18 protein-coding genes are annotated in these 20,368 nt (G+C 62.4%); 6 read left to right on the top strand and 12 right to left on the bottom strand.

From position 1 onward, the window contains the following. Positions 1–135: 135 nt before the first annotated feature. Both R8L07_16415 and R8L07_16410 read right to left on the bottom strand, forming a co-directional pair. Positions 136–2,967, bottom strand: a complete 2,832-nt coding sequence (locus tag R8L07_16415) for a chemotaxis protein CheW (protein ID MDW3207124.1) — start codon at positions 2,965–2,967, stop codon at positions 136–138. 93 nt (positions 2,968–3,060) lie between these two features. Then, entirely contained in the window at positions 3,061–3,738 is a 678-nt protein-coding gene (locus R8L07_16410; protein ID MDW3207123.1) for a histidine phosphotransferase family protein, read from the bottom strand. 89 nt (positions 3,739–3,827) lie between these two features. Here R8L07_16410 and R8L07_16405 point away from each other — a divergent pair, with 89 nt between their 5' ends. The 4 genes from R8L07_16405 (at position 3,828) to R8L07_16390 (ending at position 7,985) form a co-directional block, all read left to right on the top strand. Continuing rightward, positions 3,828–4,028 (top strand): DUF3553 domain-containing protein, encoded by a 201-nt coding sequence (locus R8L07_16405; protein MDW3207122.1) that lies wholly within the window; start codon positions 3,828–3,830, stop codon positions 4,026–4,028. Positions 4,029–4,180: 152 nt separating this feature from the next. Beyond that, positions 4,181–5,887: an NADH-ubiquinone oxidoreductase-F iron-sulfur binding region domain-containing protein gene (locus R8L07_16400; GenBank protein MDW3207121.1), complete on the top strand. Its 1,707-nt coding sequence runs from the start codon at positions 4,181–4,183 to the stop codon at positions 5,885–5,887. 86 nt (positions 5,888–5,973) lie between these two features. Further along, on the top strand, positions 5,974–6,915 hold the full coding sequence (locus tag R8L07_16395) for a succinylglutamate desuccinylase/aspartoacylase family protein (protein ID MDW3207120.1): 942 nt from the start codon (positions 5,974–5,976) through the stop codon (positions 6,913–6,915). Continuing rightward, positions 6,912–7,985 carry an AbrB family transcriptional regulator gene (locus R8L07_16390; GenBank protein MDW3207119.1) on the top strand — a complete coding sequence of 358 codons (1,074 nt, stop codon included), beginning with the start codon at positions 6,912–6,914 and terminating at the stop codon, positions 7,983–7,985. The genes R8L07_16395 and R8L07_16390 overlap by 4 nt, the downstream gene beginning before the upstream one ends. Here the strand turns inward: R8L07_16390 and R8L07_16385 are convergent. The 7 genes from R8L07_16385 to R8L07_16355 form a co-directional block, all read right to left on the bottom strand. Then, positions 7,982–9,979 carry an NADPH-dependent 2,4-dienoyl-CoA reductase gene (locus R8L07_16385; GenBank protein MDW3207118.1) on the bottom strand — a complete coding sequence of 666 codons (1,998 nt, stop codon included), beginning with the start codon at positions 9,977–9,979 and terminating at the stop codon, positions 7,982–7,984. The two genes, R8L07_16390 and R8L07_16385, sit on opposite strands and share 4 nt — an antisense overlap. Further along, positions 9,969–10,421 carry a MaoC family dehydratase gene (locus R8L07_16380; protein ID MDW3207117.1) on the bottom strand — a complete coding sequence of 151 codons (453 nt, stop codon included), beginning with the start codon at positions 10,419–10,421 and terminating at the stop codon, positions 9,969–9,971. The genes R8L07_16385 and R8L07_16380 overlap by 11 nt, the downstream gene beginning before the upstream one ends. Next, entirely contained in the window at positions 10,418–11,473 is a 1,056-nt protein-coding gene (locus R8L07_16375) for an MBL fold metallo-hydrolase (protein ID MDW3207116.1), read from the bottom strand. Before R8L07_16375 ends, R8L07_16380 begins: the two co-directional genes overlap by 4 nt. Positions 11,474–11,507: 34 nt before the next feature. After that, on the bottom strand, positions 11,508–12,284 hold the full coding sequence (locus tag R8L07_16370) for an alpha/beta hydrolase (GenBank protein ID MDW3207115.1): 777 nt from the start codon (positions 12,282–12,284) through the stop codon (positions 11,508–11,510). Next, positions 12,281–13,837 carry a benzoate-CoA ligase family protein gene (locus tag R8L07_16365; protein MDW3207114.1) on the bottom strand — a complete coding sequence of 519 codons (1,557 nt, stop codon included), beginning with the start codon at positions 13,835–13,837 and terminating at the stop codon, positions 12,281–12,283. Before R8L07_16365 ends, R8L07_16370 begins: the two co-directional genes overlap by 4 nt. 62 nt (positions 13,838–13,899) lie before the next feature. After that, complete coding sequence (locus R8L07_16360) at positions 13,900–14,376, bottom strand: DUF4863 family protein (protein ID MDW3207113.1); 477 nt, start codon at positions 14,374–14,376, stop codon at positions 13,900–13,902. Between the two features lie 44 nt (positions 14,377–14,420). After that, entirely contained in the window at positions 14,421–14,885 is a 465-nt protein-coding gene (locus R8L07_16355) for a flavodoxin domain-containing protein (protein ID MDW3207112.1), read from the bottom strand. 161 nt (positions 14,886–15,046) lie between these two features. Here R8L07_16355 and R8L07_16350 point away from each other — a divergent pair, with 161 nt between their 5' ends. Then, entirely contained in the window at positions 15,047–15,949 is a 903-nt protein-coding gene (locus R8L07_16350) for a helix-turn-helix transcriptional regulator (protein ID MDW3207111.1), read from the top strand. Positions 15,950–15,951: 2 nt separating this feature from the next. Here R8L07_16350 and R8L07_16345 read toward each other — a convergent pair whose 3' ends face one another. Both R8L07_16345 and R8L07_16340 read right to left on the bottom strand, forming a co-directional pair. After that, positions 15,952–16,599, bottom strand: a complete 648-nt coding sequence (locus R8L07_16345) for an HAD family phosphatase (protein ID MDW3207110.1) — start codon at positions 16,597–16,599, stop codon at positions 15,952–15,954. Beyond that, complete coding sequence (locus R8L07_16340; protein ID MDW3207109.1) at positions 16,596–18,272, bottom strand: NAD+ synthase; 1,677 nt, start codon at positions 18,270–18,272, stop codon at positions 16,596–16,598. The genes R8L07_16345 and R8L07_16340 overlap by 4 nt, the downstream gene beginning before the upstream one ends. A gap of 146 nt (positions 18,273–18,418) precedes the next feature. Between R8L07_16340 and R8L07_16335 the strand changes: the two genes are divergently transcribed. Further along, positions 18,419–19,252: a hypothetical protein gene (locus R8L07_16335; protein MDW3207108.1), complete on the top strand. Its 834-nt coding sequence runs from the start codon at positions 18,419–18,421 to the stop codon at positions 19,250–19,252. On the opposite strand, the gene R8L07_16330 is transcribed toward R8L07_16335, so the two are convergent. After that, positions 19,249–20,328, bottom strand: coding sequence for a GTP-binding protein (locus R8L07_16330; GenBank protein ID MDW3207107.1), 1,080 nt, complete (start codon positions 20,326–20,328; stop codon positions 19,249–19,251). The two genes, R8L07_16335 and R8L07_16330, sit on opposite strands and share 4 nt — an antisense overlap. Between the last annotated feature and the right edge of the window lie 40 nt (positions 20,329–20,368).

Raw genomic sequence — 20,368 nt, 5'->3', positions numbered from 1 at the left:
CGAACATTCTGCACCGCCGGAACTCCCTGGGTCCGGCAACCGCCTTCATTCCGTCTCATCCGAGATTAGCCCCCGCCTCTATCACTCGCAAGGATACCGTCGCTCCAATGACGGTGGCATGCCGATCACACCGGTTCAGCCGGCCTCGCGCACAAACCCGTCGGTCAAGGTTTCCGAAAGGGCCTGCAGCAGACCGTCGCGGTCGTGTTTCGCGACATAATCCGTGAAGCCGACCTCGTGCCCCCGCTCCAGATCCGCCTGGGTCGTGTGCGACGACATCGCGACGATGGGCAGATCCGACCAGCGGCCACCGCCGCGCAATTCCTCGACCAGTTCGAAACCATTCATGCCGGGCATTTCGATATCCGACACGATGGCGTCGAACTCCTGGCCGCGCGCCTGCAGTTTCAAGGCAGCTTCGGCGCTGTCGACGGAGGTAACGGCGTAGCCCGCCGCCGAGAGCATCGGCGACAGGAGGTTGCGGAAGAACGCACTGTCATCCACCAGCAGCACCCGCGCCTGATGGTTGGCATTGGTTTCCAGCGCGCCGCCCTTTTCGCGGCCGAACCAATCCGGGAAGGCCACCGTCAGATAATGGGCGGTATCGATGATCTCCGTCGCTTGGCCGTTGACGATGGCGCTGCCGACGAAACCTTCGCGCGACGCGCCATGTTCGACGGTCAGGCGATCCTCGACGATGTCGAGGATTTCGTCGACCACGAGTCCCATCGACCGCGAGCGGTCCGAGAACACGAGGGTTGGCTTCTTGCCCGTCTCCGGGAAGGATTCGCTCGGATTGACCGGAACAAGGGGCATGAGCGATCCGCGATACTGAACCATCGCACGGCCGTTGGAGTATTCGACCTCGTCGAAGTTGATTTCTTCCAGTCGCGCGACGAGTGCCAGCGGGACCGCCTTGGGCTGTTTTCCATCGGCGCGGAACAACAGCAGTGCAACCCGCTCCTGTCCCTGATTGGCACGGGCCTCCGCCGTTTCCAATGCCTGCTGTTCGGCAACCTGAATTTCGCCGGTCGATTGGGCGATTCCGTTGGGATCGAGGATCATGATAACGCTGCCGTCCCCCAGAATGGTATTGCCCGCAAAGATCGGGATATGCCGTACCAGGGAGGATACCGGCTTCACGACGATTTCCTCGGCGTCGTAGATCTTGTCGACAATGATGCCGAATGTGTAAGCACCGACCTGGCTGACGACGATGAAAGCCTCGTCCAGATCGGTCATGTCGTCCGCGCCTTCCACGTCCAGAAGCTTGCGCAGATTGACCAGCGGCAACAGCCGGTTGCGCAGACGCAGGACCGGGGTGCCGTGGATCATCTCGATCTTGTGTTCGGCATCGGCGGACGCACGAACCAGTTCGACGACGCTGATCTGCGGAATGGCGAAGCGTTCGGCGCCGCATTCCACGATCAGGGCGGAGACGATGGCGAGTGTCAGCGGAATCTTGATGGTAAAGGTCGTTCCCTTACCTTCCGTCGACTTCAGTTCGACCGTTCCACCGATCTTGTCGATATTGCTTTTCACGACATCCATGCCGACGCCACGGCCGGAAACGGAGGTCACCTGAGCAGCGGTAGAGAAGCCGGCAGCGAAAATGAACTGCTGGATCTGATGCTCGCTCATCTGCTCCAGTTCGGACTCGGTCGCCAGGCCGTTCGCGATGGCCTTTGCCTTGATCTTGTCCGCGGCCAATCCCTTCCCGTCATCCTTGATCTCGATCAGGATGTGCCCGCCTTCATGGAAGGCGTTCAGGGTGATGGTACCGGTTTCCGACTTGCCCGCAGCCACACGCTCCGCCGGCATTTCAATACCGTGGTCAGCGGAGTTGCGGACCATGTGGGTCAGCGGATCCTTGATGATTTCCAGCACTTGACGGTCCAGTTCCGTCTCGGCACCAACCATCTGTAGGTCGATTTTCTTGTCCAATTCAAGCGACAGGTCGCGAACGATACGCGGCAGCTTGGCCCAGGCGTTCCCGATCGGCTGCATACGGGTCTTCATGACCCCTTCCTGCAGTTCGGACGTCACGTGGGACAGGCGCTGAAGCGGCGCATTGAATTCGCTGTCACCCTGGGAGCGCAGAATTTGCAGCAACTGGTTCCGAGTCAGGACCAGTTCCGAGACCATGGTCATCAGATTTTCCAGAAGATCGACATTGACGCGGATCGTCTGAATGACGCCGGCGCCTTCCTTCTTCTCGGCCGGCGGCGCCCCTTCGGCTGCCTTTGTCTCCTTGGTGGCCGGCGCCTTGGAGGCCGTCGTGGCCGGAAGATTGGCCTTCTCCGGCTCTGCTTCGGGCTCCGGTTCCGGCTCCCCGGCGCCGTCGGCTGCCTTCGAAGCGGCGTTCGGATCGCCTGGCCCCTTGTAAACCGCATTGTCGAATGCGGCCTGTAGTTCCGGGGAGTCCTCCGCCACCTCGTCCGAGTTCAGCATCGCGTCGAAGGCAGCGCTTCCCGCAGTCGTCTTGCCCGCTTCCGCTTCCATGGCCGCAGCAGCGGCGGCATCTTCCTCATCCGCGTCGTCGGACGGTTTCGCGGCTGCTGGCGGCGCATTGTCCGCGCCCGGGACCTCGCCGGTTTCCGCCAGATGATTGAGTCGCTGGATCAGATCGCTGTCATCGCCTGCAGGCTCGGCCTCCGTCTCTTCCAACCCTTTCAGGATCAGCTTGATCTGGTCGAGGGATTCGAGAACCAGGGATACGGCCGCCGGCGAAACATCCAGTTCGCCGTCGCGGATCCTGCCGAGAACGTTCTCGGACGCGTGCGCCACCGCTTCCAGTCGCGGCAGGCCCAGGAACCCGCAGGTCCCCTTGATGGTATGAACCAGCCGGAAAATATTGGACAGGATCGCCTGATCGTTTGGGTTCTGCTCCAGCTTGATCAGCTCGGTGTCGAGCACATCCATGCTCTCCGCCGTTTCCGTCAGAAATTCGCTGAGAAGATCGTCCATAAGGTGTCTCCAGTCCCTAACCTTAGCCGCCCCGTGCGCCAGCTTCTGTAATCATGCAGTCGAAAGGTAGTCCGGTAAAGGTTAAGAAAGAATTTAACCAATCGCCCGAACGAGCGACAAAGTGACAGTTTCTGTTTCTGCTTTGACCGCGACCCGATAGCCGATCTCCCCGGCAAACGTGCGTGCCAGCGCCGCATGGACGGTTCGGGGTGTCAAATCAGAGGCATCCATCCGACCATCGAGGGCCCGGGCCAGCGACTCCTCCAACTGCGCTCCCTGGCCCTGCGCCATGACGTCGACCGTATCGTCCGAGGTCGAAACCCGAACGGTTCCGCCACGCACCAGGCAATCCCGGGCCAGTTCGGTCAGGATCAGAATCACCCGGCCCGCCCCGTCATCCAGAGACGGCAAAACCGGCGGTAACGGCCAGGAAAGATCGTGATGCGGCGCCTCGTCAAAGAATGCGGAGGCAGCGGCGCGCAATTGCGCCATGTTCGTGATCCCGTATCCGGACCGTCCATAGGCCATGCGATAGAACTGCAGCCGGGCGCCGGCCTGACGCGCACTGTCCGCGACCAGCTTTAATGCGTCGTCGCCAGCATCGGCTCCCAGTTCTTCCATCAGCTCAAGCCCGTTCGAGATCGCGCCGACGGGTCCGACAATCTCATGCGCCATCCGGGACGCCGTAAGGTCGGCGAGCGCCACTTCGAAAGAAATCGGCTGTGGATCGGAATCCGGTGCGATCGGGGGCATCTGGGAACCAAAAGTCATTTTTACTGGCCTCATTATTCGAATCAACGCATGATATATTGCACTGCACAATCAGATCGACAGATTGAGCGTGAGGAGCGAGGGAACCCATGATCACCGACCATTCGGACGAACAGGGCCTCGTGCCCGGTGCCTATGTCCGTCATCCCGACGCACCGGACTGGGGGATTGGACAGGTCCAATCCTGCGTCGGAACCCGGGTAACCGTCAATTTCGAAGACCGGGGCAAAGTCCTGATCGACACCGCCGTTGTCGGGCTGGTCGCGGCCGATGCAGAGATTGACGTTTAACGGCCAGAACGGTCGACCCGCCATCCGTTAAACAATTCGGCAATGGTACTGCCCGTCTGCGCGGTGGTTCCAACGAGTATGGGGCGGACAGGTTTACCTGTCGGCCGCATACCTTCACTCTATGCGTATTCGATACCGGCAGGAGAGCATTGATGCCCGACGGCGATAACAGCGTTCGCCAATTCCGAAGCCCCGGCTTCGGCCGACGCAAGACGACACCGCACCCGAAGGGTCGCCAGATCGACCCGGACGCCTTGCAGGAAGTCGCCGATCTGTTGGGCGATGCGCCGCGCGACCGCGATCTGCTGATCGAACATCTGCACCTGGTTCAGGATCGTTTCGGCTGCCTTCACGCACGCCATCTGGCAGCGTTGGCCGACCAGATGAACCTGCCCATGGCGGAGGTTTTTGAGGTCGCAAGCTTCTACGCCCATTTCGACCTTGTGATGGAAGACGACCCGGCCCCGCCGGAATTGACGGTCCGGGTCTGCGATTCGCTGACCTGTGAGATGCTGGGCGCCCAGAAGCTCCTGAGCGATCTGCAAGGTTGGGCCGGCGACGACGTTCGGGTCATTCGTGCCCCCTGCATGGGACGCTGCCACCAGGCCCCCGTCGCGGAAGTCGGCCACAAGCATCATGTCCAGGCCGATTTCGACAGCCTGACCGCCGCGATCGAAGCCCGCGACACCCATCCCGTCATCCCGAATTATCAGGATTTCGACACCTATACCGCCGAAGGCGGTTACGCCCGGCTGAAAGCCTGCCTTGGCGGTGAAACACCGGCCGAAAAGATCATTGAGACGCTGGAGAACGCCAATCTGCGCGGTCTCGGCGGCGCGGGGTTCCCGACCGGGCGCAAGTGGAAGTTCGTCCGGATGGAAGCGAAACCGCGCCTGATGGCGGTCAATGGCGATGAGGGCGAGCCCGGTACGATCAAGGACCACCATTATCTGGCCCGTCGTCCGCATCAGTTCCTGGAAGGCATGCTGATCGGTGCCTGGGCGGTCGAGGCAGAGACCGTCTACGTCTATATGCGCGACGAATATCCCGACATCATCGAGGTTCTGAAGCGGGAAATTGCGAAAGTTGAAGCTGCAGGACTGTCCGATCATGTGAAGATCGTCATTCGCCGGGGCGCAGGTGCTTATATCTGCGGCGAGGAAAGCGCGATGATCGAATCCATCGAGGGCAAACGCGGCCTTCCCCGCCATCGCCCGCCCTTCGTCGCGCAGGACGGAATTTTCGGCCGACCGACCCTGGTGAACAATGTCGAGAGCCTGTACTGGGTGCCCGAAATCCTGGAAAAAGGCGCCGACTGGTTCGCAAGCCATGGCGAGAACGACCGCAAGGGACTGCGCAGTTTTTCGGTTTCAGGACGCGTCCGGGAGCCGGGCGTGAAACTTGCGCCGGCCGGGATCACGATCCGACGTCTGATCGAAGACTATTGCGGTGGCATGCTGGACGGCCACACATTCAAGGGGTATCTGCCGGGCGGCGCGTCGGGCGGCATCCTGCCCGCAAGCATGGACGACATCCCGCTGGACTTCGATACGCTGCAGCCGCACGGCTGTTTCATCGGCTCCGCGGCCGTCGTTGTCCTGTCCGATCAGGACGATATCCCCGCGGTGGCGCTGAACCTGATGAAGTTTTTCGAGGATGAAAGCTGCGGGCAATGCACGCCCTGCCGTGTCGGAACGGAAAAGGCGGTCAAGCTCATGGAATTGGCCCGATGGGACGTGCCATTGCTGGAACAGCTCTCCAAGACGATGATGGATGCGTCCATCTGCGGCCTGGGCCAGGCGGCGCCGAATCCGATCCTGACAATGCTTCGTTACTTCCCGGAGGAAGTTCCCCGATAAAACAGGTCGTTTTCAACAGGACATCACAACTGATTGCCTGAGCCGTGCGGTGGTAAGCGTTCCGGGGCGGGATTATCCTGCGCAGCATGGAGTTCCGCAAAGATCCCCGGGTCGCCATCGACCCGCCCGACATCGCGCCGCATGGAGCAAGCGCGACCGGAATTCCCTACACTCATGTCCTCGAAGGTGCGGAACCCGGGCCCACCGCGATGATTTCCGCCGTGGTGCACGGCAACGAACTGTGCGGCGCGATCATCCTGGACGAGTTGCTGCGTTGCGGATTTCGACCGCTGAAGGGCCGCCTGATCCTGGCCTTCATGAATGTCGCCGCCTACGAATCCTTTTCCTGCCGCCATCCGGACGGCTCACGCTATGTCGACGAGGATCTGAACCGGGTCTGGACTGAAGACCGGCTGAACGGCCCCGGAGACACCACAGAACTCCGACGCGCGCGTGAAGTTCGCCCGCTGCTGAATGACGTCGACATGCTGCTGGACCTGCATTCGACCAGCAGCTACTCCGCGCCGATGAGCCTCGCCGGCCTGTCGGATCGCTCCCTGTCCCTCGCCCTGGCGCTGGGAGCACCGGCCGCGGTGGTCCGGGACGCCGGGCACGTAGCCGGAAAACGGATGCGGGACTACACGCCATTCACCGGCGACGGCCCCGGACCGACCTCTCTCCTGGTTGAATGCGGCCAGCACTGGCAACGGGCCACCGTGGATTGCGCGCGGGACGTAACCCGGCTCTTCCTGCGGCATCTGGGCATGGTGAAGGGCGGCGTCCCCCCTGCGCCGCGCCAGACCGTACTGGAAGTAACCGAAGCCGTGACAGTCATGACACCGAACTTCAGATTCGCGGCGGACTTCCAGGGGTTGGAATCCATCGACCGTGCCGGGACGCGGATTGCCATCGATGGCGACATGCCTATCCTGACGCCCTATGACGACTGCGTCCTGATCATGCCGACCCATGGTGCCGCGCCGGGTCAGACCGCCGTGCGCCTGGCCAGAGAGATACCGCGTATATGACCCTTCCTTCCCTGGACTCCCTGCCCAAGATCGCGTTCGCGCTCGGTCTGGGGGCGATCGGCGGTTTTGTCGCTGATCATCTGACGGTTCCCCTGCCCTGGATGCTGGGCCCGATGATCGTCTGTACCGTCGCCTCGATCTTTGGCGCGCCGGTGAAGGGACCGATGCCCTTGCGTCCCCTCATGGTCACCGTGCTGGGTGTCATGCTGGGATCCGGATTTGCGCCGGAGATGCTGGATCGCGCCGGCCAGTGGGCCATCAGCCTGAGCCTGCTGGCGGTTTACGTCGCCGTTGGCGGGGCGTGCTGCTATCCGTTCTTCCGGCGCATCGCGGGCTATGACCGGCCGACAGCCTATTTCGCGGCCATGCCGGGCGGCCTGAACGAGATGATGATCGTCGGCAAGGAAATGGGCGGCGACGACCGGCGCATCGTCCTGACCCATGCCAGCCGCATCCTGCTGACGGTCCTGACCATTCCGATCCTGTTTCGCCTGACATCGGAAATCGACATGACCGACAGGTCCCGTTTCGGTGTCGGCCTCGGCGATGTCGCGCTGAAGGATTACGTGCTGCTGGGCCTGTGCACATTGGGTCTGCCCGTGGCGCGCTGGCTGCGGATTCCCGCCCCGATGCTGGTCGGCCCTATGCTGGCCAGCGCTGCCCTGCACCTCAGCGGCATCACCTCCGCCCAGCCCCCCATGTTGATCGTCAACACCGCACAATGGGTCATGGGAACGATCATCGGCTGCCGATTCGCCGGCACGGAACGTGCCGAAGTTCTGCGCACTATCCTGATGAGCGTTGGCTCAACCGCGATCCTGCTGGCCGTCACCGCGGTGTTTGCCGTGACGGTCTATCTGATCAGCGCGACACCGATCGAAAGCGCCATCCTGGCCTATTCGCCAGGCGGTCTGGCGGAAATGAGCCTCGTCGCTCTGGCCCTGGGCGTCGATGTCGCCTTCGTGGCGACCCATCACGTGGTCCGGATCATCTATGTCGTAATCGCCGCGCCACTGGCCTATCGCAAATTCGTCGACGACCAGCCGCAGGCCCCCCCGCAGGAAAGCTAGACCGCCGCCGCTGCGTCGATGCCCTCCCGGATTGCGCGTTCGGCGTCGACCTCCGCCGCCAGCTTGGCCCCACCGATCACGTGCACCGGAACCCCTGCCGCTTCCATCGGCGCCTGCAGATCGGTCACCGATTCCTGCCCGGCACACAGAACGATGCTGTCGCAGGCGATAACCCGACGTTCACCGCCGGTGGAAATGGTCAGGCCACGGTCATCGATCTGCTCGTAGATCACTTCCGGGATCATTTCGACCCGCGCCTTGGTCAGTGTCAGACGGTGGACCCAGCCGGTCGTCTTGCCCGGTCCGATCCCCATCTTTCCGGGACGGCGTTGCAGCAACGTGATCTCGCGCGGCGGTGGCGGGTTCTCCGCCGGCCCATCCACGCCCCAGTGCCGCCGAAAGGCTTCCGGGTCCATATGGGCGGCGGATTTCTCCTCCGCCAGGAACACCGACACATCGACCCCGATTCCGCCGGCGCCGACCACCGCGACCCGCTGCCCCGGGTCGCGCGCCCCGGATAGCAGATCGGCATAGGTCATGACGCTGGGGTGGTCGACCCCGTCGATTTGCGGGATGCGCGGCACGACGCCCGTCGCAAGGATCACGGCGTCATACTGCTTGAGTTCCTCTTCGGTCGCCCTGGTCCCAAGGCGCAGATCCACCCCGAGTTCATCCAGGCGTACCGTGAAATAGCGCAGCGTCTCGGCGAATTCCTGCTTGCCGGGAATCGCACGGGCAAGTGCGAACTGTCCGCCGATATGGCCGTTGCTTTCGAACAGGGTGACCCTGTGTCCGCGGACAGCCAGTGTTTCCGCCGCCGACAGCCCGGCCGGTCCCGCGCCCACCACGGCGACACACTTGATCTGCGGTGCGGGCGTCACGGAAATCAGTGTCTCACTGCAGGCACGGGGATTGACCAGGCAGGACGAGACCTTGCCCAGGAAGTAGTTGTCCAGACAGGCCTGGTTGCAGGCGATGCAGGTGTTGATCCGATCCGAACGGCCATTTTCCGATTTCGATACGAAAGCCGGGTCGGCCAGGAATGGGCGCGCCATGCTGACCATGTCCGCCTCGCCATTCGCCAGGATGGCTTCCGCTGTTTCCGGCGTATTGATCCGGTTCACGGCGACGATGGGAATCGACTTCAGCGCGTCGCGCACCCTCGCCGTCGCCCAGGCGAAACCGGCCCGCGGTACGGCCTGGGCAATGGTCGGAACCCGTGCCTCATGCCAACCGATGCCGGAGTTTATGACATCGGCGCCGGCGTCCTCGATCTGTTGCGCCAGATCCCGAACCTCGGACAGGGGACTACCGCCCTCGACGATGTCCAGGACGGAAAGGCGGTACATGATGATGAAATCCGGACCGACGGCGGCCCGCACTGCCTTCACGATTTCCAGCGGGAAGCGGATGCGGTTTTCGAAGGAACCGCCCCACCGGTCGGTTCGGTGGTTGGTGCAGGGCGCGGTGAATTCGTTGATCAGGTAGCCTTCGGAACCCATGATCTCGACGCCGTCGTAACCGGCATCGCGCGCCAGAACAGACGAGGCGGCGAAATCCCGGATCGTCCGCTCGATCTCCTCCCCGGTCAGTTCCCTTGGCGTGTTTTTGTTGATCGGTGCGCGGATCGGCGACGGCGCAACAAGGTTGGAGTGATAGCTGTAACGTCCGGCATGGAGCAATTGCAGCAGGATCCGGCCGCCATGGGCATGGACGGCGGCGGGCACGGGCTTGTGAGCCTCCGCCATTTCCGGCGTATCGAAGCTGGCGGCATGCGCATTCAGCTTGCCCGCGTCATTGACCGAAAAACCGCCGGTGACGATCAGAGCGCAGCCCTGTTCGGCACGCTCACCGTAGAAGGCGGCCAACCGTTCGACCCCGTCGTCGCGCTCTTCCAACCCGGTATGCATGGAGCCCATGACGATGCGGTTGGGCAGGATATGGCTGCCGACCTGAACGGGCTGAAACACGTGCCGGTAAGGATTAGTCGACATGGCGCGCCTTGATCATGGTCATGGAAGTCATGGTCAGAACCGTGTCGCCTTCCTGGTTCCGAACGTCCCAGGACAGGTGCAGAATTCCGCGATCCGGTTTCGAACGCGATTTGCGCGCCTCCGCGACGGTCACGTGGGGCGTCAGTTCATCCCCGGGTCGTACCGGCCGAACCCAGCGGATTTCATCCATACCGGGGCCGGCCAGGGACACATCCTTGAACAATCCCATGCGCAGGAAGGAGGCAAAACTGGCAGCCACCGTCTGAAATCCGCTGGCAATCAGGCCGCCGAACGGCCCGCTTTCGGCATAGTCCTTGTCGGTATGGATCGCCTGCGGGTCGTATTCCGTGGCGAAACCGACAATGTAATCCTCATCGAAACGAACGGGCGGCGCGACGATTACCTCCCCCACCGTGTAATCCTCGATATAGCGCCCTGTCATCTTTCGCCTCTCCGATAGAGTATCTTGTCGTCCATTCTTTCCTTCCGGACCGTTCCCTGCGCAGCCAGGTGGTCCAGATGGGCAACACTCTCCCCCAGCGCAAACATGACGTGCTCATCGCCGATCGTTCGCGGGAAAATCGCCGGCATCAGCTCCCAGGCGTCCCTCGCCGTACCGTCTTCCAGCGCATCGATCAGGTCCTGCAGGCGGTCGCGGTGATGTTCCTGCAGTTCCGCGATGCGCCTATGCACGCCGACAAAAGGCAGCTTGTGGGACGGCAGGACCAGCGTATCCGCCGGCAGTGTGTCGGCGATGCGATCCAGACTGTCCAGGAAATCGCTCAACGGTTCCGTGCCGTCCTTGAACCAATGCACTGAGATATTCGGGCTGATCTTGGGCAGAACCTGATCCCCGGCGATGAAGACACGCAGATCGGGGCAGTAGAGACCCGCCAGGTTTTCGCTATGCCCTTCCAGCGCCATGACATGCCAGGTGCGGCCACCGATCGACAAGTCCTGTCCATCGCGAATTCGGATGAAACCGTCCGGTGGATCGTGGATGCAGTTGCGGTATTCGTTGCCGACCGCCTTCAGCCGGTCACGCACGTCGGAAGGGACGCCATGCTGGATATAGAAACGATCCTGCCCTGCCGCGAAAACCTCGTTGCTCATTTTCTCCAGCAGGGTTCCGACCAGCCATTCCTTTTCGGTCATCAGGCAGGGAATGCCGTATGTTCGGGCCAACCAACCGGCCTGACCGAAATGATCCGGATGGTGATGCGTGCAGATCAGCCGTCCGGGACGCCGGTCCTTGGCCGGCCCTTCGAATAGCTGGTGCCATAGTTCGCACGTATGGTCGGTTCCGAAGCCGGTATCGACGATGACCCATTCCTCACCGTCCTCGATCAGCCACAGATTGATGTGGTCCAGGGAAATCGGCATCGGCATGCGCAGCCAGTGTACGCCCGGCGCCACCTCGATCATTTCGCCGGGCGGCGGCGCATCGTCCCAGGGGTGATGGATCGGCTCCGGCTTGAACGAAATCGACGTCATGACAATCCTTGCAGTGCGTCCGGCGGGGTATGCGTCAGCGGATGGCCGCGGCGAATTCCGCTATCAGGTCTACCGTCTGTTCCGGTTGATCGCGATGGGGGGAATGGCGACAGTCCGGCAGGATACGGGTTTCGCACGGACCGGCAACCTGTCTGCCGATCGCGTCGATCTGTGCCTGGGTTCCGTATTCGTCCTGCGCGCCCTGAATCGCCAGAACCGGGCAGCTGATCCGGGGCAGGAATTCCTCGATGTTCCAGTGGCGGAAACTCGGCGCCAGCCAGGCCTGATTCCAGAGCCAGAACGCACCTTCCGGATCGTCATGGTATCGACCCAGCCTGTCCTTCAGGTCCGTTGTCTCGAACGCCTTCTTCGCCTGTTCGATGGACGCAACGCAGACATCCTCGTTGAAGACATGGGCTGCCAGGGTCACCACCCCTCCCACGGGACGGTTCGCCCCGCCGGCATGGATCAGGGCGATTGAGCCGCCGTCCGAATGTCCGACCAGGATCGGGCGGTCCAGTCCCCGCCGGTCGAGCAGTTCAGGCAGTGCCTCCAACGCCTCGCGGTGCATGTAGCGGTCACCGACCGGGTGGGTCGTACAAGGCGTCGACCGGCCATAACCGTATCGCGAATAGACCAGAACGCCCCGCCCCGTCCTTTCGGCCAGCTTTTCCGGGAAGTCGCGCCACATGGCGACCGACCCCAGCCCCTCATGCAGGATGACCAGGGCAGGCCCATCCACCCGCGGCGGATACCATGCGCATTCCAGCCGATGGCCGGTTACATACTCGAAGAATGTCTCCGAATTCATTCGGCGTCCCGCAGCTTGAACCGCTGAATCTTGCCGGTGGCCGTCTTCGGCAGTTCGTCGATGAACTCGACCCAGCGCGGATACTTGTATCCGGCCAGTTCGGCCTTCACGAAGGCCTTGATCTCGTCCGCCAGGGCATCGCTCTTTTCGACCCCTTCGCGCGGCACGACAAAGGCTTTCGGCTTGATCAGTCCGTCCTTGTCCGGGTGGCCGACCACGGCCACTTCCAACACCTTCTCGTGCCGGACTATGGCGCTTTCCACCTCTACCGGCGACACATAGATGCCGCCGACCTTCAGCATGTCGTCCGACCGGCCGGCGTGGGCGTAGACACCGTTTTCGTCGCGGATGTACTTGTCACCCGTGCGGGTCCATGGCCCCTGGAAGGTGTCCCGGCTCTTGTCCCGCTGGTTCCAGTACATCACGGCGGAAGTCGGACCGCTCACTTCCAGCATGCCCATCTCACCCGCGCCTTCGATGACGGACCCGTCATCCGCGACCAGCCGCAGTTCATATCCCGGCACCGGTCTGCCGGAAGCACCCGGGGTTATGTCACCGACCCTGTTGGACAGGAAGATGTGCAGCATCTCGGTCGAGCCGAGCCCGTCCAGAATGTCGACACCGGTTGCTTCCTTGAATCGGCGCAGAAGATCCGCAGGAAGGGCTTCACCGGCCGAAGTCGCAAGACGCATCGCATGATCACCCGGTGCCGGCAGTTCGCCGGAGGCCAGAAGCATGCCGTAGAGGGTTGGCACCCCATAGAAGATCGTCGGCTTGTGTTCGCGGATAACCTGACAGACGGATTTCGGATCCGGCGGGCCGGCCAGCAGCACGGTCGTCGCACCGACGGCCATTGGGAAAGTCAGTCCATTGCCCAAACCATAGGCGAAGAACAGCTTCGCCGCCGAAAAGCAGATATCGTCTTCCTGGATACCGAGGGTCGGAATTGCGTAAAGCTCTGCCGTGTCGATCAAATGCGTGTGCAGATGCACCGCCCCCTTGGGCTTGCCGGTTGTCCCGGAGGTATAGAGCCAGAAACACATATCGCCCTTCCGGGTCGGGGCGGTCTCTGCCTCCTCCGATTGCCCCTTGAGGAGATCGGCAAGCAGTGCGTACCCCTTGCCTTCGGCGCCGGAGACGATGACCGTCTCCAGGAAGGGATGGTTGCCGAGATGCGGCAGGAACGCATCCAGCAACTGTTCGGAGACGACCAGCACGCGCGCGCGACTGTCCTCCAGCATGAAGTCATAGTCTTCAGCGGTCAGCCGGGTGTTGACGGGGATCGGGACAGCGCCGGCACGGATCGCCCCCAGAAAGCAGGTCGGCCAGTCGATCGTGTCCAGCATGCACATCAGAACACGCTCTTCCATTCGCACTCCGCGTTCCCGCAGGAGATTGGCAAAGCGGCTGACGCGACCGTTGAGTTCGGCGTAACTGTAGCGGCCGGCGTGATCGATAAAGGCGGTCTTTTCGCCGCGGCCCGCTTCCAGATTGCGGAGGATCAGGTCGTCGGCGGCGTTGTAAAGGTCGTCTGCGGCGGAATGGCCGGCCATGGTTCTCCCTCCCTATCAGGAACCGTCGGAATGAACTGTACTTTGAAGGCGGCGGGACCTGATCAGCCCTTCTTAGACCGCGTGAACTCGATTTCGCCGTTGGGCAGCAGATACAGAACGATCGCCTTTCCGCCACTGACGGTCGGGAAGTGCGCGGTGCCCGGCTCATAGACCAGCCAGCCGCGACCGCGCCCATCGAAATCGGCGCCGTCGTCATCCGGCAGGATCAGGTCGATCTCGCCGGTCGGATGGGCATGGTGGGGGCCTTTGCAGTCGTCCATGACAACCACGTCGACGGAAAACTTGTGCTCCGCCAGGCTTGGCTTGATCGGACGGCCAAAGCGGATGCCACCGTGTTCGTTCTGGCACAGCCAGCCTTCGGATATGCCGGTCCGACATGCCTGTTCTATGCGGGCAACCATGTCGCCGTCGCCTGGGAAGGCCTGGTTCAAAAAGGTGTCGAGGTCCGAATTGAGCGGTCGCGGTCCGATCGTCTCGGAGACTTCGCGCATCAGTGCGGAAAAATCATCTGGCGTCATCGCTACCCCCGGTTCTGCGCGATTGGCTGGATCAATGCGTCGGGTCAGGCGGCGGCAAGGCTGCCTTCATACCATTCGGCAGCCCATTCGGCCGCGACGTCTTCAGGCAGTTCGCCGGAAGACGCGTCATGCTCCCGCCGGTCGCCTAGCCGCTTGGCGCCCAGCTTCTCGAACAGTTCGTCGAACTTCTTGCCACCGAAACAGAAGGTCTGCATGTAGGTCCGATCGCCCAGCGCGAAGACTCCGTAATGCAGGCCGGACAGGTCCGGTTTCGACTCTTCCAGTGCCTCAAAGAAGTCCTGGGCATTGTCGGGGACGTCCCCCTGCCCGTAGGTGGAGGTGCAAATGATGTACAGCGGACCGGACGTCAGCGCGTCGGGCTTCAGGTCGTCCATGAGGAGGACTTCGACATCCGCACCCTTGTCTTCCAGAACGTCGACGATTTCATCCGCCACCAGTTCCGCCGTGCCGGTCATCGTGCCGACGAGAATCTTGACCTCATTGCTCATCCGTCGCCTATCCTGCTTCTTCTCTATCCCAAAACCGCCGCACTTGCCGTACGGGTGATTTAGGAACTATAGTGCATGTTACTGGATGTGGAAAGAACCATAGTGCATTTTTTCACATCGACACAGAAGAGCGGCCTGATAAACCGCCGCCTGGGGGTCTGATGAGTGACAAACTGGCCGAGGATCCGGCCCTGAAAGCCTACCTCGCCGCCCTGGGCGCCCGGGTACGGGAAGCCCGCGCGAAACGCGGCATGGCGCGGCGGATCCTGGCACGGGATTCCGGCGTTTCAGAACGCTATCTGGCACAGTTGGAAGGCGGGTCCGGCAATCCGACTGTCGCGGTGCTGCGGCAGATTGCAACGGCGGTCGATTATCCGCTGGCGCAGCTTGTCACGGGCGAAGCCGGCGCCGAGACAGCGCCGGAACTGGCGCCGCTGATTGCGCGGCTGCGTGCCCTTCCGCCCAACCTGCTGCCGGAAGCGCGTGACGCCCTGAATGCCATTGGCCGAACCGGGGATACCCCCGAAGGTCCCTCCCCCGCCAAGGCCAAACGCATAGCGCTGATCGGCCTGCGCGGCGGCGGCAAATCGACCCTGGGCCGCCTTCTCGCAGAGCGCATGGATGTGCCCTTTGTCGAACTGAACCGTATCGTGGAACGGGACTATGGCGGCAGCGTCGGTGAAATCATGGCGCTGAGTGGCCAGCCGGCCTTCCGACGCCTGGAACGACGGGCCCTGGAGAATATCGTCAACGAGAACAAGACGGCGATCATTGCGACCGGCGGCGGCATCGTTTCCGAATCCTCGACCTTCCAGCTCCTCCTCGACCGCTGCCACACGATCTGGATCCAGGCCCAGCCGGAGGAACATATGAGCCGCGTCATCGCCCAGGGCGATCTGCGCCCGATGGCGAAAAACGAAGAGGCCATGGAAGATCTGAAAGCCATTCTGGCAGCGCGGGAACCCGCCTACCGCCAGGCCGACGCCCGGGTCGACACCAGTGGCCAGACCATTCAGGAAAGTCTGGAATCCCTGGAAGTCGCCGCACGCAAACTGATCGCCTGACCTTATTTCCGCCGATCGAATAGAAGTCCCGCGACCTGAGCCATCTCCGGCACGATGACATGGGCCCCGGCGGCGCGCAGTTCGGCTTCGTCCGTATCACGGCTGAACCCGATGACCCGCATCCCCGCCGCGACCGCCCCTCGGACGCCGGTCGCGGAATCCTCGATCACGGTGCAGTCTTCCGGCGACCAGCCCATGGTGCGGGCAGCATGCAGAAACAGGTCCGGCGCCGGTTTTGGATTCGCGACCATGTCCGAAGAAAACACACGTCCCTCGAACAACGGCCAGAGCTCGCAGCGTCCGAGCGAGATCTTCATCTTGGCGACCGAGGCCTGGCTGGCGACGCAGAATCCGCGGCCGTGGGCGACCAGCCGATCGATCACCGCCCGCACGCCGGGAATCGCCTTTGTCTCCCGCGCCAGCGCAGCGAATTGCTTTTCAAAGAACCGATCCAGGAAGTCGGGACCAAGCTCAATCCCGAATTCGCTTTCGATCTGCCGTGGCAGGGATTTTATCCGACCGCCCTTATAGCGGCGGACCGATTCCTCCATCGTCATCGGCCTTCCGGCTTCCGTGATCGCTTCCGCCAGAAGTCGGTTGGAAATCGATTCCGTATCGACCAACACGCCATCGCAATCGAAGATGATCACAGGATTTTCCGGAAACCGTTGGTGATCGGATAGCGGCGGTCGCGGCCAAAGGCACGGGCCGTGATCTTGACCCCCGGGGGGGCCTGACGCCGCTTGTACTCGGCGATGTCCAGCATCCGCCAGACCCGCTGCACCAGTTCGGGCGGATGGCCGCGATCCGCAATTTCCGGCACCGACATCTCGCGCTCAATCAGGCAGTTGAGAATATCGTCCAGCACGTCATAGGGCGGCAGGCTGTCCGCATCCTTTTGGTCCGGCTTCAACTCGGCCGAAGGCGGTTTCGTGATGATCCGTTCCGGCATAACGGCGCCGGCCGGCCCCTTCAGCAGGGGGTCGTCATTCCGCGACAACCCTTCGTTCCGCCATTCGCACAGGCGGAAAACGTCACTCTTGTAGATGTCCTTCAGCACCGAATAGCCGCCGCACATATCGCCATAGAGCGTGGCGTATCCCGTCGACATCTCCGACTTGTTGCCGGTTGTCAGCACCATGGCGCCGTGCTTGTTGGAAATTGCCATCAAGGTCAGGCCACGGGACCGGGACTGGATGTTTTCCTCCGTCACGCCGCTCTCGGATTCTCCAAAAATCGGCGCCAGCATTTCCTGAAACGCCGTCATGGCCGGGCCGATATTCACTTCGTCCAGCCGAACCCCCAGCAGACCGCAGGCCGCGGCGGCATCATCCAGGCTGTCCTGGCTGGTATAGGGCGACGGCATCATCACGCAATGCACGGCATCCGGCCCCAGCGCGTCGACGGCAACCGCGGCCGAAAGCGCCGAATCGATCCCGCCCGACATGCCCAGGACAACGCCGGGGAAGCCGTTCTTGCGCACGTAATCGCGCAATCCCAGGGTCATCGCCCGATAGATGGATTCCAGCCGTTCCGGCGGTTTGACCCGGTCACCCGGCAGGCACGTCCAGCCGTCACGCCCACGCTCGAACACCGCAATCGAAATCGTGTCCTCGAAAGCAGGCATCTGGATCGCAAGGCTGAAATCCGGGTTCATCACGAAGGACGATCCGTCATAGACCAGCTCGTCCTGACCGCCGACCTGATTGAGATAGGCAATGGGCAGGCCGCTTTCGCGCACGCGGTTGACGCCCAGTTGGATGCGCACGTCTTCCTTGCCGTCCTCATAGGGACTGCCATTCGGGACCAGAAGGATCTCCGCGCCGGACTCGTCCAGACATTCGACGACGTCGGCGGTCCAAATGTCTTCGCAGATCGGGACCCCGATTCGCACGCCCTTGATGCTGATCGGGCCCGGCATCGGTCCGGCCTCAAAGACGCGCTTCTCATCGAAGACACCGTAATTCGGCAGATCGTGCTTGTAGCGAGCGGTCTCGATACGCCCACCGGTAAGATAAAGCACCGCATTGCGGGGCTTTGTACCATCGCCGCGCCAGGGGGTCGGCAACAGCACATCCGGACCGCCATCTGCGGTTTCCGCGGCAAGGGCGGCCGCCGCCTCCTCAAGCTTGTCCAGGAAGAATGGCTTCAAAACCAGATCTTCCGGCTGATATCCCGACAGGAAGAGTTCCGGCAGAAGCAGCAGGTCCGCGCCCGCGGCGGCGGCTTCGGCACGCGCCTTGCGTGCCAGTGCGGCATTGCCGGTGACGTCCCCGACGGTCGGGTTGAGCTGCGCCAATGCGACGGTGAGGCGATCGGTCATCGGGGTGGGTCCTTCGGGATGACGGGGCACCGGTGTCCAGGGCGGCCGGTCCGTCCCGCCGCGCCGTGACTATCTTGGCCGGGCCGCTTGAAATCAAGTCCCGGCAGGGCGATACCTAATGTCCAGGAGCGATTGGAAAGACGATAATGGCCGACGATAAGGGAAATTCCGTGACAGCCGCCTCACCCGGCGCCGAAAAACTGGGCGAGTTCGCCCATCGTGTCAGCCAGTTGCTGATCGACCGGCTGGCGGCGCATTCAGCGCGCGGCGACGGCAAACTGACGGCGCGCGACATCCAGGCGGTGGTCAATGCGTACAGCTACGATCAGGATCCGACCCTGCGCGGCCTGTGCGATTCGACATGGGTCGGTCTGCAGCAGCAGTTCGAGGAATCCTATTATGCACGCATGCGGAAGTTTCCGCTGGAGCGTCTGATCGTTGCGCGCTTCGTCCACCTGCTGCCTGACCGCGACAAGGATCCCGTTCCGGGGCGCACTCTCTCCCGCCGGATCATTCCCGCCTTCATCCAGGCCCTGCACCAGATGGTCGGTCCTGAACTGTTTGACGAATATGAGGACCGGGCACGCGAAATGATCGAATCCCTGCGCGCCAAGGAGGGTGGCTCTCTGGATTGGGAACGGCTGCATGAGCGCCCGGTGGCGCAGGTACTGGTCAACGATATCCTGATCTATATCTCGCGCTACTTCCTGGATGTCCCGAAGCGGCGCGGCTGGATGGTCAGCTTCTTCGAACGCACCATGCCCGCCGCCAAGTCCGATGCGGAAAAGGCTTGGCATTTCGGCGACATGGAATTCCACAAGCTGATGTCGGCGCTCTACAAGGAACTCGCGGAAACGCTGTTCGACGTAGAGGGACGTCAACGACTGGAGCAGCGCTACGACGCGGGCAGCCTGTCACAGCTTGAGCAGATGCTGGCAGGTCTGGCGCAGGACCAGAAGCGGGTCCTCAACGGTCGCTAGACCTCCATAAAGGCCCGGAACATCTTCTCGACCGGATCCTGATTCAGGTCCCGGGCAATAATGACGATGCGCGATACCTGATCGTCCCCCTGAGGCCAGGATTCCAGCATGGCGGGCGGGTGGAAGACATGCTGCACGCCGTGAACGGCAACCGGGCCCTGTGCTTCCTTCACATTCAGGATGCCCTTCATCCGCAGCAGGTTTGCGCCGTGGGTCGAGATCAGGGCCTCGATCCATTCGACGAAGGAATCCCATGCAATCGGCGCGTCGTAGCGGATGACAAAGGATCGGATCCGGTCGTCATGACGGTTTCGGTCGTGGTCATGTGCGCGCCCGTGATCATGACCGTGATCATGATGCCCATGCCCGCTGTCGGCATAGGCTTCCTCCGCCAGCCAACGGGCAACGTCCGGCGACTTCGTGGCCGGATCGTAAAGTCCGCTGCCGAACAGGTCTGCCGGATTCACCGCCCCCTGCACCACTGGCAGGACCGGCGCGGCCGGGTTGATCCCGCCCAGGCGTTCGATCAGGTCGGCATTATGCGGCGCGAGATCGGTCTTGGTCAGCAGGATGCGATCGGCGACCGCGGCCTGCTTCACGGCCTCCGGCTGCGCGTCGAGGGTCGCCGCCCCCGCCGTCGCATCGACCGTTGCAATAACGCCATCCAGGCGATAGCGGGCCGAAATCACCGGATCGGTCATTAGGGTGTGAAGGATGGGCGCCGGGTCGGCCAGACCGGTCGTTTCGATGACCAGTCGCTCGAAGGCAGGCACCTCGCCGCGCCAGCGCCGCCGGATCAGACCTCTCAGCGTCTCGATCAGATCGCCCCGAATGGTGCAGCACAAACAGCCGGAATCCATGACCACCATATCCTCGCTGGCGCTTTCGACCAGCAGGTTGTCGATTCCGACTTCCCCGAACTCGTTGATGACGACTGCGGCCTGCCCCATGTCCGGATTCTTAAGCAGCCGGTTCAGCACCGTCGTCTTGCCGGATCCCAGGAAGCCAGTCAGGACACTGACCGGAATCCGGTCCAGCATCGGGTCGGTCACGTTCTGGCTGGCATCATCGGTCATCGCGGGACTGTCCCTTTCTCGTATGGCTGATCCGGTTGAC

The sequence above is a fragment of the Alphaproteobacteria bacterium genome, assembly GCA_033344895.1.
Lineage (GTDB): Bacteria > Pseudomonadota > Alphaproteobacteria > UBA8366 > Aestuariispiraceae > Pacificispira.
Note: the sequence above shows the minus strand (reverse complement) of the source record. Positions and strands in the feature narration are given on the sequence as shown.